The organism is Halobacillus sp. Cin3, assembly GCF_947311855.1.
Taxonomy (GTDB): Bacteria; Bacillota; Bacilli; order Bacillales; family Halobacillaceae; genus Halobacillus; species Halobacillus kuroshimensis.
Genome location: NZ_CAMZMV010000001.1, coordinates 732251 through 747998 on the forward strand (window position 1 = coordinate 732251; position 15748 = coordinate 747998).

The following is a 15748-nucleotide window of genomic DNA, read 5'->3' on the forward strand; positions in this document are numbered from 1 at the left end:
GGACATGCCATTTGAAAATCCGTCTCCAGAGGAGATTAAGAATGTATTAAAAGAATCAAAAACAATTGCCGTTGTCGGACTATCCGATAAACCCCACCGCACGTCCTACCAGATCAGCGAAGCCATGCAGGCGGCAGGGTACAAAATTATTCCTGTAAACCCGACGATAACGGAAGTGCTTGGCGAACCGGCCGCCGCTTCGCTTCAGGAGATCGAGGAGCCGGTGGACATTGTGAATGTGTTCCGCCGATCTGAATACCTGCCGGGAGTGGCCGAAGAAGCCCGCAGCCTTGGTGCGAAGGCTTTCTGGGCTCAGCAGGGTGTGTATCATGAAGAAGCTTGGGAACACTTGAAAGATACACCGGCAAAGGTGATTATGGACTTCTGTATCAAGGTTGCGCACAGCTTGTACCGATGATCAAATAAAGATGAATTTGAAAAAATCCCTGTCCTCTCAGGGATTTTTTCACGTTATCTGGAAGAATTATGTTTGCGAAACGATGTAAAATCGCTACAATATAACAAGCAGTGTTTTTTTGAGAGCGGTTGTATAAACAGCATCCATTTCACGAAACGATATAAGCAGGCGTAAGACAGGCAGCAGAATAGAGCGGGAAAACCTCTGCTCCACTGCGTGTCTTATAACTGAATCTGCCCGTGTAAACAGGAAAGTCATTTACACAATCGAACGTTTGTTCTATTATGATAATTAGTTGCTGTGTAAGAGAAAGGAGCCGATTGGAAATTGTCGAGTCAAAATCATACGTATTCAGATGATTCTATACAAGTATTGGAGGGGCTGGAGGCTGTCCGGAAGCGACCGGGTATGTATATTGGATCTACGGACCACCGCGGTCTTCATCACCTCGTCCACGAAATCGTGGATAACGCCATCGATGAAGCTTTATCTGGATTCGGACAAAAGATGACGGTTACCCTTCATAAAGATGGAAGCGTTTCTGTGCAGGATGAAGCCCGCGGCATGCCTGTAGGGATGCATAAAACCGGTAAGCCGACACCGGAAGTGATTTTAACTGTTTTACACGCCGGAGGTAAATTCGGCCAGGGCGGATACAAATCCTCCGGCGGTCTCCACGGCGTCGGAGCATCCGTTGTTAATGCTTTATCCGAATGGCTGGAAGTTCATATCTGCCGTGATGGGGAGAAGTACTACCAGCGTTTTGAAAAAGGGGGCGTGCCTGTTACCTCCCTGGAAAAAAAGGGAGCCACACGCAAAACAGGGACAACCATCCGGTTTAAGCCGGACCCTGAAATTTTTTCTGTAACGAAGTTTAATTTTGAAACCCTTTCGGAAAGACTGAGAGAAGCGGCTTTTCTTCTGAAAGGCTTTCGTATCGTCTTAGTCGATGAGCGGAAAGGTGGAGAAAAAGAGGAATACCAGTATAATGACGGACTGGTTTCATTCGTTAAGTATTTAAATGAAGAGAAAGACACCCTTCATCACGTCGTATCGTTTGAGGGCATACAGTCAGAGATAGAAGTGGACTTTGCGTTTCAGTTTAACGATGGATTCGCAGAAAATATTCTTTCCTTCGTCAACAACGTTCGTACAAAGGATGGCGGCACGCATGAATCGGGAGCGAAGACAGCCGTTACCCGGGTGTTTAATGATTATGCACGCAGAACCCAGCTGTTGAAGGAAAAAGATAAGAACCTTGAAGGAAACGATATCAGGGAAGGCTTTACAGCGATCATATCAGCAAGAATCCCTGAGGAGCTTCTTCAGTTTGAAGGCCAGACGAAAAGCAAGCTGGGGACATCCGAAGCCCGTTCTGCTGTTGACAGTGTTGTAGCCGAGAAACTCACGTATTTCCTTGAGGAAAATCCCGATTCGGCCTCGATGCTGATTAAAAAGGCGATCAGGGCGAAAGAAGCAAGGGAAGCCGCGAGGAAAGCGAGAGAAGACGCCCGTTCCGGTAAGAAAAAGAAGCGGAAGGATACGCTTTTAAGTGGAAAGCTGACTCCGGCGCAGTCAAAAAATGCGGAGAAAAACGAACTGTATCTTGTAGAGGGGGACTCTGCGGGCGGTTCAGCCAAACAGGGGCGTGACCGCAAATTCCAGGCTGTTCTTCCTCTCCGCGGTAAAGTCATAAATACAGAGAAAGCTAAAATTGCGGATATCTTTAAAAACGAAGAGATTTCTACGATTATTCATACCATCGGTGCAGGTGTCGGAGGGGATTTCACCCTTGAGGACTGCAATTACGACAAAATTGTCATCATGACCGATGCGGATACAGATGGTGCCCACATCCAGGTGCTGCTGCTTACCTTCTTTTACCGCTATATGCGGCCCTTAGTGGAAGCGGGGAAAGTGTTCATCGCTCTTCCACCGCTTTATAAAGTTTCCAAAGGCAAAGGAAAGAAAGAGAAAACCGAATACGCCTGGGATGAGGATGGTATGCAGAAAATACTGAAGGAATTCAAAAATGGGTATACGATACAGCGCTACAAAGGTCTTGGTGAAATGAACGCCGACCAGCTGTGGGAAACGACCATGAATCCAGAATCCAGAACGCTGATCCGGGTAACAATTGATGATATTGCCCGTGTGGAACGAAGAGTTACGACATTGATGGGAGACAAAGTAGAACCTCGCCGAAAATGGATTGAATCCCACGTTGCCTTCGGTCTTGAAGACGAAGCAAACATTCTGGAAAACGATAAAATCCAATCATAAAAGGGGGACGTTCTGTTGGCTGAGGCAGAGAAGTTTTTAGATTTACCTTTAGAGGAAGTTCTCGGAGACCGTTTCGGGAGATACAGTAAATATATTATCCAGGAAAGGGCCCTCCCTGATGCCAGGGACGGGCTTAAGCCTGTTCAGCGGAGAATCCTGTATGCCATGCATCAGGAGAAGAATACGCACGATAAAGCGTACCGGAAATCCGCAAAAACGGTGGGTACCGTTATTGGTAATTATCACCCACACGGTGATACATCGGTGTATGATGCCATGGTACGTCTGAGTCAGACATGGAAAGTACGCAAACCGCTTGTGGAAATGCACGGAAACAACGGAAGTGTCGACGGCGACCCGCCGGCTGCCATGCGTTATACAGAAGCAAGGCTTTCTGCGATATCGTCTGAACTGCTGCGGGATATAGAGAAGCAGACCGTTGAATTCATCCCAAACTTCGATGACACGATTGAAGAGCCGACGGTGCTCCCAGCGAAGTTTCCCAACCTGCTGGTGAATGGATCCACAGGAATTTCAGCCGGATATGCAACTGAAATTCCCTCCCATAACCTTGGCGAGGTCATTGACGCGGTCATCATGAAAATTGACAAGCCTGAGGCGGAAGTATCGGAGCTGATGACCAAATTAAAAGGTCCGGACTTTTCCACTGGAGGAATTATTCAAGGCGTAGACGGAATCAAAAAAGCCTATGAAACAGGGAAAGGGAAAATTATTGTCCGCGGCCGGGCGGAGATCCAGGAACAGCGGGGCGGACGGGAACAGATCGTCATAGATGAAATCCCATTTGAAGTCAACAAGGCCAGCATGGTTAAGCGGATGGATGAACTCCGTATCGATAAAAAAGTGGAGGGCATTGCAGAAGTACGTGATGAAACAGACCGTACAGGCCTGCGCGTTGTCATTGAATTGAAAAAAGATGCCAACAGTGAAGGTGTCCTGAATTACTTATACAAGCATACCGACCTTCAAATATCCTATAACTTCAACATGGTCGCGATCCATGACCGGACTCCGAAGCTTCTCAATCTTCCGATGATGCTCGATGCCTATATCGCACACCAGAAAGAAGTCGTGACCAGGCAGTCCATTTATGACTTGAATAAAGCGAAACGCCGTGCGCATATTGTGGAAGGATTGATCAAAGCGATTTCAATCCTCGATGATGTCATCACTACAATTCGTGCGTCTAAAGATAAGGCAGATGCCAAGGCCCGGCTGATCCAGGAGTACGCCTTCAGTGAGGAACAGGCGGAAGCGATTGTAACCTTGCAGCTGTACCGCTTGACAAACACAGACATTACAGCTCTCCAAGCGGAAGCGGAAGAGTTAAGGAAGCAGATTGAAGAGCTCGAAAAGCTTCTCACAAGTGAGCGGGAAATGCTGAAAGTAATCAAGTCCGACCTGCGGGCCATGAAGAAAAAATACAAAGATGACCGCTTAACAAAAATCGAAGATAAAGTGCAGGAACTGAAAGTGGACTTGGATGTGATGGTGGCCAGTGAAGATGTCCTCGTTTCCATTACAAAACACGGCTACATCAAACGGACGAGTTTACGATCCTACGCGGCATCAAATGGCGAGGATTTTGCTTTGAAGGACGGCGACCACCTGCTGCGACTGGTGGAAATGAATACAACCGATACGATTCTGCTGTTTACGAACTTAGGCAAGTACCTGTTTCTTCCTGTTCATAAACTGCCGGATATCCGCTGGAAGGATTTAGGTCAGTTTATATCCAACATCGTTCAGGTGGAAAAAGACGAATATCTTGTAGAAGCTATTCCAATACGGGAATTCAATGACGAGGATTTCCTGATGTTCTTTACGAAAAACGGCATGGTTAAAAAGAGTGAACTTCGTCTGTATCAGGCGCAGCGGCATTCTAAAGCCCTCGTAGCTGTTAATCTGAAAGGCGATGATGAAGTCGTCGATGTTTATATGACAGATGGGACAGGAGAGATTTTCCTCACCTCCAGCAAAGGTTACGGCCTATGGTATAAGGAAGATGAAGTCAATACCGTTGGACAGCGGGCGGCCGGCGTAAAAGCTATGACATTGAAAGAAGGCGAACGAGTCGTGTCCGGACAGATTTTCAAAGCGGAAGAAGACCCTTCGATCGTCATGACCACTCACCGCGGGGCTGCCAAACGGATGAGACTGAAGGAATTCGATCGTACGTCCAGAGCCAAACGGGGCGTGATTATGCTTCGGGAGCTGAAGAAAGATCCGCATCAAATTGTAGATGTTCACCTCGTTCAAAGGGAAGACCAGGTTGTACTCATGACAGAAAAGCAGGAGACGACGACGGTTAATCCGATGGACTTGAAAGCGAATGACCGGTACAGCAACGGATCTTACGTCCTCGATGTAGATCAAAAAGGAAGTGTTGTCGAATCTTGGGTGAAACCGGGGTACGAAGCACCTTTCAAGCTGGAAGATGAAAACAGCCAGTAAAAACCTACGCGGAAGGTTCAAAGCTCATGAACCTTCCGCGTTCTTTATTCAAACTTAGTAGCAACTCCGATATATAAAACAAAAAAAACATCAATAAGAAAAAACCGGAAAGTCAAAAGGATTCACGTTTTTGGCACAGGAAAGAATTTGGATATGATTGTATTTTCAAAATACTATGATAAAATGAAGGTATATTCAGTTGAAGGGAGATGATGTATGAGCCGCTTACGCAGCACCATTCTCGAAACTTCTCTGCAGTTATTTGATGAGCACGGCTTTCACGGCGTGACGGTTAACCAGATTGTAGCAGCCTCGGGGACATCCAAAGGAGGCTTTTACCACCACTTTCAATCCAAGGATGAACTTTTATTTGTGATTCATGACACCTTTATTACATACGTATTGAAAGAGGCTGGAGCAGCCAACGTGATTCACACCTCACCAACAGCCAAAATACAGGCTGTCATCCATTCTTTTGTAAAAGTCTTTGATTTATACAAACCACATATTTCTGTATTCTATCAGGAAAGCACCTACTTAAAGCCTGCGTACGAGGAGAAAATCAAAAAGAAAAGGGATGAATTTAAAGACATCATTTTCGGGATTATTCATGAAGGTCAGGCGGGTGGTGATTTTAGAAAAGAACTTCCTCTTGAGGTAACCGCTATGGCTGTCTTAGGGATGGTCAATTGGATTTACAAGTGGTATCAGCAGGATGGAAGGTATTCCATTGATGAAATTGCGGAAGTGTATATTGATTTGATCCTTCATTTTTTACTGCCCGGAAGCAGCGAGCAGCTCATGCGTCATATGAATAAAGTCCCTTTTTTTTACGATGTTAAGTAAACGCTTTCATTCTTTTTGTGTGCTTTACAGACCAACCAGTCGGTCTATAACTTCAGCAAGGGGGAGTAAAATGAACTTTGAACTGACGAAGGAACAGGAAATGACACGGAAAATGGTGCGGGATTTTGCGAATGACGTTATTGCACCAAGAGCGGTGGATATTGATCGAAATGCGGAGTTTCCGAAGGACATTTTCGATGAGATGGGGAGACTCGGTCTGCTTGGCATTCCATTTCCTGAGGAGTACGGCGGATCCGGCGGAGATACGGTTACGTACGCTTTGGCTGTTGAGGAAATCGGACGTGTATGCGGATCGACAGGGTTGAGTTATGCTGCAGCGGTATCTCTTGGAGCAAGTCCCATCTATTATTTCGGCACCGAAGAGCAGAAACAAGAATATCTTATCCCGCTTGCTAAAGGAGAAGGACTTGCTTCATTTGGTTTAACAGAGCCAAATGCAGGTTCGGATGCCGGCGGTACGAAAACACGCGCTGAATTAGTGGGGGATCATTATGTGATCAATGGAGAGAAATGCTGGATTACCAATGCGGAGTATGCCAAGTCCATTACGGTTACGGCAGTATCGGGAAAGCGTGAGGACGGGAAAAACATCATTTCCGCGTTTATCATTCCCAAAGACACCAAAGGAATGAAAATTACCAGCCCTTACGAAAAAATGGGCGTCCGCGGTTCCAATACTTCAGAAATCATATTGGAAGATGTGAAAGTACCGAAGGAAAACATCCTCGGTGATCCTTCCAAAGGGTTTCATCAGTTTTTGTATACATTGGATGGCGGCCGTATATCCATTGCTGCCCTTGCTGTCGGAATTGCTCAGGCATCTTTGGATAAAGCCCTTGCCTACGCGAAGGAACGGAAGCAGTTCGGGCAGTCCATATCAAAATTTCAAGCCATTCAATTTAAACTGGCCGATATGGCCATGGAAGTGGAGCTTGCAAGAAACATGGTGTTAAAAGCCGCTTGGTTAAAGGATCAGAAAAAGGATTTCACGAAGGAATCCGCATATGCGAAACTTTTCGCCTCTGAAACAGCGTTCCGTTCATCCAATCAAGCCATTCAAATCCACGGCGGGTATGGATACATGAGGGAATATGAAGTCGAACGTTTTCTAAGAGACGCTAAGCTTCTTGAAATAGGAGAAGGAACATCTGAAATTCAGCGTATGGTCATCGCACGCCAGCTGGGATGTTAATTGAAGGAGGATGAGAGAATGACACTACTCGAACAAACAGTCGGACAGCTGTTGGAGGAAAAGGCTTCGCTTTATCCAGATCAGGAAGCTTATGTGTATCCGGAAAAAGGGATTCGCAAAACGTATGCGGCGTTTAATGAAGAAGCTGATGCAGCCGCAAAGGGACTGATGGCTTTAGGGATAGAAAAAGGCGATCATCTGGCTGTTTGGTCTGATAATAAGCCGGAGTGGCTGATCACGCAGTTTGCTTCAGGGAAAATGGGCGGTGTGCTCGTTACCGTAAATACGAACTACCGCGCGCAGGAGCTTGAATATTTGCTGAAACAGTCGGATGCCTCTACGCTCATTCTTGCTGAGGACTTCCGCGGAGCCTCCTATATGAACATTTTGAAGGAAATCTGTCCGGAACTGGAATACTCAGAAAAAGGCAGCCTGCAGAGTGAACGGCTTCCCTTTTTAAAGAACGTTGTTGTTCTGAGTAATACTCCGCATAAAGGGTGCTATTCCTGGCAGGACGTTGTCGATATGGGGATGACCATTCAGGATGAGGAGCTTGAAACAAGAAAACAGTCGCTGACGTCCACAGATGTCATCAACATGCAGTACACCTCTGGCACGACCGGCTTTCCTAAAGGCGTCATGCTTTCTCATTATAATATTGTGAACAATGGAAACCAGGTGGCCGGCAGCATGAATCTAACGCATCAGGATCGTTTATGCATTCCTGTACCGTTTTTCCACTGCTTCGGATGTGTCCTGGGCACGCTTGCTGCGGTATCCAAAGGCGCGGCAATGGTCATTTTAGAACAGTTTGAACCGAAAAAGGTCCTGCAGGCTGTAAAGGATGAGGCATGCACAGCCCTGCATGGGGTCCCGACGATGTTTATCGCAGAACTCAATCACCCAGAATTCGAAGACTTAAAACCTACGACTCTCCGCACCGGTATTATGGCGGGTTCGACATGCCCGATGGAAGTCATGAAAAATGTCATTCATAAAATGGGGGCGGAGGAAATTACGATTGCTTACGGGCAGACCGAGTCCTCCCCAGTCATCACCCAGACCAATGTTCATGATCCTGTCCACCTGCGGGTAAGCAGTGTCGGCCGTACCCACCCTAATGTAGAAGTGAAAATCATTGAACCGGCTACGGGTGAAGAAGTGGATCCGGGGATACCAGGAGAGCTTTGTACGCGGGGCTATCTTGTGATGGAAGGCTATTACAAAAACGAGGAAGCGACAAGCGCAGCCATAGATCCCGATGGATGGCTCCATACCGGGGATCTCGCTGTCAGGGATAAAGAGGGCTATATTGAAATAACCGGAAGGATGAAAGACATGATTATCCGCGGCGGAGAAAATGTGTATCCAAGGGAAATCGAAGAATTTCTGTATCAGCATCCCGATGTCCAGGATGTCCAGGTCGTCGGTGTACCGGATGAAACGTACGGGGAAGAGATTATGGCCTGGATCATTCCAAAAGAAAATACGCAAATAAATGAAAGCGATATCAAAGAATTTTGTGAAGGCCGGATTTCCAAACATAAAATCCCGCGTTATATCTTATTTACGCAGGAATACCCGATGACTGCCAGCGGAAAAATCCAGAAATTCAGATTGAGGGAAAATGCCCTTGATCTATTGCAGACAGGAAAATAAGGGAGGGATTGGATGTTCAAAAAAATATTGATTGCCAACCGGGGGGAAATTGCCGCCCGGATCATACGTACATGCCAGCGGATGCAGATCTCAACCGTTGCTGTTTATTCTGAAGCCGATCAACAGGCTCCTTTTGTAAAAATGGCGGACGAAAGTTATTTGATCGGAAAACCCAGGGTCAATGAGTCTTATTTGAACATCGATAAGATTTTGGAGGCGGCTTTGAAATCCGGGGCTGAAGCGGTTCATCCGGGATACGGGTTGTTAAGTGAAAATGCGCCGTTTGCACAACGAGTAAAGGAAGCAGGCCTCACATTTATTGGACCTGAGGGAGATGTCATCGCGAAAATGGGAGACAAAATTGCTGCGCGTGCCGAAATGAAACAGGCCGGTGTGCCTGTCGTCCCAGGTACCGAAGAAGCAGTGACATCTGTAGAAGCAGCGAAAGCAGCAGCTCAAACGTTCGGATATCCGGTCATGTTGAAGGCAGCTGCCGGCGGAGGCGGAATCGGTATGCAGGCCGTCCATTCCGATGAGGAGCTGGAAAAAGCCTTCGAAGGAAATTCCAAACGGGCCAAAGCATTTTTCGGAGACGGAAAAATGTTCATTGAAAAGTTAATCGAAGAGCCGCGGCACATCGAAATTCAGGTTCTTGCGGATCACCACGGCCATGCTGTTCATTTGTTTGAACGGGAATGCTCCATTCAAAGAAGGCATCAGAAAGTTGTAGAGGAAGCTCCTTCACCGTTCCTTTCAGAAAAAACACGTCAGGAAATGGGAGACAGTGCCATCAAGGCTGTGGAAAGTCTGCAATACACCAATGCGGGAACGATCGAATTTCTTGTGGACCGGAATGAGAACTATTATTTCCTTGAAATGAACACCCGTCTGCAGGTGGAACACCCAGTAACAGAGGAAATATCAGGTGTGGATATTGTGGAACAGCAGCTGAAAATAGCCGCTGGTGACAAACTTGAGCTTCATCAGGATGATCTGCAGATAAACGGACACGCGATTGAAGTACGGATCTATGCCGAGGATCCGAATACGTTTTATCCATCACCGGGGACGCTTTCCAACCTTGTGCTTCCGGAAGGGCCTGGAATCAGGCACGAACTGGCCGTGGAAAGCGGATCAGAGGTCACTCCATTCTATGATCCGATGATTGCTAAATTAGTCGTTCATGGTGGTGATCGAAACCAGGCTTCCGAACGGCTTGCCAAAGCTCTCCATGCCTATGAAATCGACGGAATCAAATGCAACCTGACGATGTTAAAACGCATCATCACCCATGACAAGTTCCGTGAAGGAGATACAACAACAAGCTTCATTCAAAACTATTATCTACCTACTCTAACCAACCACTAAAAGGAGGACTACACATGTTTGAAGTAAAAGCATCTATGGCAGGAAGTGTATGGAAAATCACAGCAGAAGAAGGGTCTAAGATCAATGATGGGGAGGATGTCGTTATCCTTGAATCGATGAAAATGGAAATCCCCATCTCCGCGGAAACGTCTGGTACCATCAAAGAGCTGAAAGTAAGCGAAGGGGACTTTGTCAACGAAGGCGATGTTATAGCCATTATTGAAGCATAGGAGCGGATGGTATGCTGAACCTGCCTGATCATGTAACGATAAAGGAAGTCGGACCAAGAGATGGTCTTCAGAACGAAGCAAAGGAAATCCCAACCGAAAATAAAGTCACTTGGATCAATCTGTTATCTGAAACCGGATTGTCTTCCATAGAAATCAGTTCGTTCGTACATCCGAAATGGATCCCGCAATTGAAGGATGCTGCCCAGGTCGCCGCATCCATAGAACGGAAACCAGCGGTTACGTATGCCGCCCTCGTTCCGAATCAAAAAGGTCTGGAGGCTGCTTTAACGGCAGATGTTGATGAAGTCGCCGTATTCATGTCCGCCAGTGAAACACATAACCTAAAGAACATTAATAAAACGATCCATGAAACGTTCCCGGTGCTGCAAAACGTTGTACAGACAGCCAAACGTGAAGGGAAACAGGTGCGGGGCTATGTGTCTACAGTCTTCGAGTGTCCATATGACGGGAAAACATCACAGGACCAGGTCCTTCGGATAAGTGACCGCTTGTTACGCATGGGCATTGATGAGTTGTCCATGGGAGACACTCTCGGGACAGCGGATCCCAAGCAGGTGGACGAAGCGCTCGTCTATTGGAAAAAGCATCTCTCATTGGAAAACATGGCGATGCACTTTCATAACACGAGAGGAATGGCGCTGGCGAACATCGTGGTATCCATGCAGCATGGAATCACCACCTTCGATGCGTCTCTCGGCGGTCTTGGCGGCTGCCCTTATGCGGACGGAGCCACAGGAAACCTCGCAACAGATGATCTTGTTCATATGCTCCACAAGATGGGGATTCACACAGGAATAGATGAAGCCGCTCTCAAAAAAGCAGCGGATTACATGCAGCGCGTACTTGGAAAACCGCTTCCCAGTCACGGCATGCAGATCCTGAATAAGGAAAGGGTGTAAGTCATGAACGAACTCATCCGTATGGAAGAACCGGCGGCCCACGTCTGTCAGCTTACATTAAATCGACCCGATGCGGCCAATGCTCTTTCACATGCGCTTTTAGATGAGCTGTCTGAAAAAATCGACCATATCCAATCCCGCTCCGATATCCGGGTCGTCTTACTTACAGGAGAAGGAAACAAGGCGTTTTGTGCGGGAGCGGATTTAAAGGAAAGGGCCGGAATGTCTGACGAGGAAGTCGTCAAAACTGTGCGGAAGATCGGGGATACTCTTCGTAAATGGGAAAAAGTCAATGTTCCTACGATTGCTCTCATCAATGGAGCGGCTTTCGGGGGCGGGCTTGAACTTGCTTTGGCCTGTGATTTACGTATGATGAGTTCTTCAGCGAAAGTGGGGCTCACCGAAACATCACTCGCGATCATTCCAGGGGCAGGCGGTACCCAGAGACTTTCCAGGCTTATCGGTCCGGGGCGGGCAAAATCAATGATTTATACAGCCAAACCTGTAGAAGCAGCCAAAGCATTCCAGATGGGTCTCGTTGAATATATGTATGAACCGCAGATGCTTATGGAAGAAGCACAGGATTTGGCTGCCTGTATAGCAAGAAACGGCCCTTTAGCTGTTAAGGCTGCCAAGAAAGCGATGGATACCGGGTTTGACATGCCACTGGAGGAAGGCCTTGAAATTGAACACGCAGCGTATAAGTCGACCATCCCGACGACAGACCGAACCGAGGGGCTGAACGCTTTTAAGGAAAAACGCAGACCGGAATACAAAGGAGAGTGAGCACGTGGAAAAAACGATGTCAGATCAGCAGACGTTTGAAGAACGGGTAAAGAAAATCGCCAGGGGCGGCGCAGAAAAATATCATGAAAAGAACGCAGAAAAAGGAAAAATGTTTGTTCGTGACCGCCTCCAGCTATTGTTTGATGAAGATATAGATATCGAGGACGCTTTTTTTGCCAATTGTCAATCAGAAGGACTTCCCGCAGACGGGGTCGTTACAGGAATCGGAAAAATTAACGGTGAAACCGTTTGTGTGATGGCCAATGACTCTACAGTCAAAGCTGGTTCCTGGGGTGCGAGAACGGTGGAAAAAATCATACGCATTCAGGAAACCGCTCTGAAAATCAATGCTCCAATGCTTTATCTGGTCGATTCAGCCGGGGCAAGAATCACCGATCAAGTCGATATGTTTCCGAACCGGCGCGGAGCGGGGCGTATTTTCCACAATCAAATCAAATTATCCGGACGAGTTCCACAAGTCTGTCTGTTATTCGGACCATCTGCTGCAGGAGGGGCTTATATTCCAGCATTCTGTGACATTGTCGTTATGGTCGACGGCAATGCCTCCATGTATCTTGGTTCTCCGAGGATGGCAGAAAAGGTAATCGGGGAGAAGGTCTCCCTGGAGGAGATGGGTGGGGCTTCCATGCACTGCTCTGTATCAGGATGTGGAGATGTGCTGGCATCAGATGAAAAGGAAGCTTTATGGTTTGCCAGGAACTATTTGAGCTACTTTCCAAGTTCTTATCAGGAGCGTCCGAAAACAAGGGAAGCAAGAGAACCGCAGGCGTTCGAAAAAACGATCGAAGAATTGATACCTGACAACCAGAATGCTCCTTTTGATATGTATCAGTTCATCGACCGGATTATTGATGAGGACTCCTTTTGTGAAATTAAGAAGAAGTTTGCACCGGAACTGATTACAGGACTCTCCAGAATCAACGGAAAATCTGTCGGCATCATTGCCAACCAGCCAAGGGCCAAGGGAGGCGTCTTATTTCCGGATTCGGCAGATAAAGCCGCCAAGTTCATTCAATTGTGTGATGCCTTTAATATTCCTCTGTTGTTTCTCGCCGATATCCCGGGCTTCATGATTGGGACGAAAGTGGAACGGGCGGGAATTATCCGGCATGGGGCAAAAATGCTGGCCGCCATGAGTGAAGCGACGGTTCCTAAAATCTCTGTCATTGTCAGAAAGGCGTATGGCGCAGGGTTGTATGCCATGGCAGGCCCCGCTTTTGAACCGGACGCTTGTCTTGCTCTGCCAACAGCACAAATTGCGGTTATGGGACCAGAAGCGGCTGTGAATGCTGTCTATGCCAACAAAATTGCTGCCCTTCCGGAAGAAGAGCGTCCTGCCTTCATTAAAGAAAAGCAGGAGGAGTATAAAGAAAACATCGATATTTACCGGCTGGCTTCAGAAATGGTCGTCGATGCTGTCGTGAAACCCGGCCGCCTCCGTCACGAATTGAGCACACGCTATGAAGCTTACACACGTAAAGATGTCCAATTTACAGACCGAAAGCACGGGGTCTACCCGGTTTGAAAACGAACGCCTGGATCTTTTCTGAGATCCAGGCGTTTCTCATGATTCTGCACCGGCTTTTTTGCCAAGGTCAGAGATTTTCTGTATACTCTCAGGGTTTTCAAGGGCACTCAAATCTCCTGTGGGCTGGTTTAAATAGGCAGACTTAACCGCACGCCGCATCACTTTAGCATTTCTCGTTTTAGGAAGGTCCGCTACCAGGTGGATGATGTCCGGTGACAAAGCTTTTCCAAGCTTCTGATGCAGATGCTTTTTCAACTCTTCAATCAGAGACGCCTGTTCCACCAGCTCATCGTTAACCACTACAAAAGCGACCGGTTCTTCCCCTTTGGTTTCATGAGGGATACCGATGACCCCGGCTTCCAAAACCCGGGGATGGTCCACAAGTACCGTTTCCACTTCCGCAGGACCCAGCCGTTTGCCCGCTACATTCAATACATCATCAGAGCGACCGGTAATTGTAAAATAGCCTTCTTCATTTTCTACCACCCAGTCTCCGTGCACCCAAGTATCCGTAAAGCGGCTCCAGTATGCCTCTTCGTATCGTTCGTCATCTTCAAAAAAGCTGTTGGTCATGCCTACCCATGGCTTACGAATCGCCAATTCACCCACTTCATTCATCACGCGATTTCCTTGATTATTCAATACAACAGCGTCCATACCAGGCAGGGCAGCATTGAAAGTGACCGGCTGGATCGGCTTGATCAGGATATTTCCAAGAATGCCGCCGGATATTTCTGTCCCTCCTGAATAATTAAAGATCGGCACCTGTTTATGACCTGCATGTTCAAACAGCCAGTTCCATGGTTCTTCATTCCATGGCTCTCCTGTGGATGCAATTAGTTTCAAGGAGGCAAGAGAGTGACGATGCAGCCATTCAGGCCCGTGCTTCATCGATGTGCGTACAAGCGTTGGAGAAAGACCGAGGTGTGTCACGTTATACGTGTCGACAATCTCCCATAAGCGGTCAGGTCTGGGATAATCCGGTGTGCCTTCAAACATGACGATCGAGGCACCGTTTATAAGACCACCGTATACGAGGAAGGGCCCCATCATCCATCCCATATCGGTGTACCAGAACAAGGTATCCTCTTTGGTAACGTCCATACAGATTCCCGCATCAAAAGCAGCTTTTATCGGAAAACCCGCATGTGTATGAACCGCTCCTTTCGGTTTACCTGTCGTACCTGACGTGTAAATCAACATGAAGGGGTCTTCGGCTTTTGTAGCGGCTGAAGAGAAAGGACCCGATTTTTTCTGCAGCGAAGACCAGGCAACGTCCCGCGGCTCATGCCACTGGATATCCGTACCGGAGCGTTCTACGACAAAGACATGTTCCAGAGAGGGGCACTGCTCTGCTGCTGCATCTGCCTGATCCTTCATTTGAATGGTTTTCCCACGCCGGTAGAAGCTATCGACCGTTACCATGGCTTTTGCTCTTGAAGCCTGGATTCTTTTTGCTACGGCATCTGCTTTATATCCGGAGAACGCAGGGGAAAAAACAGCACCGACTTTAGAAAGGGCAAGCATACTGATCAGGGTTTCCGGAATCATCGGCATATAAATCGTCACAATTTCCCCTTCCGCTATACCATAGCGCTTGAATCCGTGTGCGGTCTGATCGACAGCTTCCTGAAGTTCTATAAAAGAATAGGAGGAGGAATCGCCACGATCTCCTTCCCAGAACAGGGCCGTTCTATTTCTATGCTCTGGGTCTTCCGCCCATTTGTCGAGAGCATTATGAGCGGCGTTGATTTCTCCTCCGACAAACCATTGGGGATAAGGGAGGCCCCGGGACAGATCAAGAGTCTTTTTGCAGGGAACAGACCATTCGATACCGAGTTCCCGGCATGCTTCCTCCCACATCCATTCCACCTGGTCTGTTGTGGCTTTATGAAAGGAATCATAATCCGTAAAGCCTGATTTTTTCATCCACTGAAACAAACGGGTGGATTCTTTCTGCTTTTGTGTCGGATTCCATACATTTGGATATGTACGCATAGA

12 protein-coding genes are annotated in these 15748 nt (G+C 47.4%); 11 read left to right on the top strand and 1 reads right to left on the bottom strand.

Features of this window, described 5'->3' with window-relative positions; translation table 11 throughout:
• Positions 1-4 precede the first annotated feature (4 nt).
• From QMA39_RS03975 to QMA39_RS04025, 11 genes are all read left to right on the top strand, one after another.
• A complete protein-coding gene (locus tag QMA39_RS03975) occupies positions 5-418 on the top strand; it encodes a CoA-binding protein (protein ID WP_027954314.1) in 414 nt (137 codons plus the stop codon).
• 327 nt (positions 419-745) lie between these two features.
• Entirely contained in the window at positions 746-2701 is a 1956-nt protein-coding gene (parE, locus tag QMA39_RS03980) for a DNA topoisomerase IV subunit B (RefSeq protein ID WP_281658033.1), read from the top strand.
• A 15-nt stretch (positions 2702-2716) separates the two neighbouring features.
• Positions 2717-5176 carry a DNA topoisomerase IV subunit A gene (gene parC, locus QMA39_RS03985; RefSeq protein ID WP_281658034.1) on the top strand — a complete coding sequence of 820 codons (2460 nt, stop codon included), beginning with the start codon at positions 2717-2719 and terminating at the stop codon, positions 5174-5176.
• Between the two features lie 216 nt (positions 5177-5392).
• Positions 5393-6022 (top strand): TetR/AcrR family transcriptional regulator, encoded by a 630-nt coding sequence (locus QMA39_RS03990; RefSeq protein WP_027954317.1) that lies wholly within the window; start codon positions 5393-5395, stop codon positions 6020-6022.
• Positions 6023-6092: 70 nt separating this feature from the next.
• Entirely contained in the window at positions 6093-7235 is a 1143-nt protein-coding gene (locus tag QMA39_RS03995; RefSeq protein WP_281658035.1) for an acyl-CoA dehydrogenase, read from the top strand.
• Between the two features lie 18 nt (positions 7236-7253).
• Entirely contained in the window at positions 7254-8894 is a 1641-nt protein-coding gene (locus QMA39_RS04000; protein WP_281658036.1) for an AMP-binding protein, read from the top strand.
• A gap of 12 nt (positions 8895-8906) precedes the next feature.
• The gene (locus QMA39_RS04005) at positions 8907-10262 is read left to right on the top strand and encodes an acetyl-CoA carboxylase biotin carboxylase subunit (RefSeq protein WP_281658037.1); all 1356 of its coding nucleotides are present in this window, start codon (positions 8907-8909) and stop codon (positions 10260-10262) included.
• Between the two features lie 14 nt (positions 10263-10276).
• A complete protein-coding gene (locus QMA39_RS04010) occupies positions 10277-10492 on the top strand; it encodes an acetyl-CoA carboxylase biotin carboxyl carrier protein subunit (protein ID WP_206932709.1) in 216 nt (71 codons plus the stop codon).
• A gap of 11 nt (positions 10493-10503) precedes the next feature.
• On the top strand, positions 10504-11412 hold the full coding sequence (locus QMA39_RS04015; RefSeq protein WP_281658038.1) for a hydroxymethylglutaryl-CoA lyase: 909 nt from the start codon (positions 10504-10506) through the stop codon (positions 11410-11412).
• A gap of 3 nt (positions 11413-11415) precedes the next feature.
• The gene (locus QMA39_RS04020) at positions 11416-12198 is read left to right on the top strand and encodes an enoyl-CoA hydratase-related protein (protein WP_281658039.1); all 783 of its coding nucleotides are present in this window, start codon (positions 11416-11418) and stop codon (positions 12196-12198) included.
• 16 nt (positions 12199-12214) lie between these two features.
• The gene (locus tag QMA39_RS04025; RefSeq protein WP_281658374.1) at positions 12215-13744 is read left to right on the top strand and encodes an acyl-CoA carboxylase subunit beta; all 1530 of its coding nucleotides are present in this window, start codon (positions 12215-12217) and stop codon (positions 13742-13744) included.
• Between the two features lie 39 nt (positions 13745-13783).
• Here QMA39_RS04025 and QMA39_RS04030 read toward each other — a convergent pair whose 3' ends face one another.
• Positions 13784-15745: an AMP-binding protein gene (locus QMA39_RS04030; RefSeq protein ID WP_281658040.1), complete on the bottom strand. Its 1962-nt coding sequence runs from the start codon at positions 15743-15745 to the stop codon at positions 13784-13786.
• Between the last annotated feature and the right edge of the window lie 3 nt (positions 15746-15748).